At 57.3% G+C, this 517-nt stretch carries 1 protein-coding gene; it reads left to right on the forward strand.

Annotation, left to right across the window (positions count from 1 at the left end; genetic code table 11):
* Positions 1-445: ATP-binding protein (locus tag EEB11_RS19315; RefSeq protein WP_167852825.1), on the forward strand; the 445-nt coding region annotated here is incomplete at its 5' end.
* Between the last annotated feature and the right edge of the window lie 72 nt (positions 446-517).

A 517-nucleotide genomic window follows, 5' to 3' on the forward strand; every position in this document is an offset into this window, starting at 1 on the left:
CACCGCTCTCGGCATCCAGGCCATCGAACATCACCGCAGGAAAGTCCGCTTCTTCTCCACCATCGAACTGGTCAATGCCCTCGAACAGGAAAAGGCCAAGGGCAAAGCCGGGCAAATCGCGGAAGGCCTGACCAAGCTCGACCTAGTGATCCTCGATGAGCTGGGATACTTGCCGTTCAGCGCATCGGGCGGGGCCCTGCTGTTCCATCTGCTGAGCAAGCTCTACGAGCGCACCAGCGTCGTCATAACCACGAACCTCAGCTTCAGCGAATGGGCCACGGTCTTTGGTGATGCCAAGATGACCACGGCTTTGCTCGACCGCCTCACCCACCGCTGCCACATCTTAGAAACCGGCAACGACAGTTACCGCTTTAAAGCCAGCTCAGCTGCCGCATCCGCCGCCAAGAAAAAGAAGGAGACAACACAGACCTTGACCCCCGCCTGACCCGAAATCCATACTCAAACCCGGGTCAATTCTCGATGAAAAGCCCGGGTCAGTTCTGGGTGAAAATCAACA

It is taken from the genome of Pseudotabrizicola sediminis, from assembly GCF_004745575.1.
Lineage (GTDB): Bacteria > Pseudomonadota > Alphaproteobacteria > Rhodobacterales > Rhodobacteraceae > Pseudotabrizicola > Pseudotabrizicola sediminis.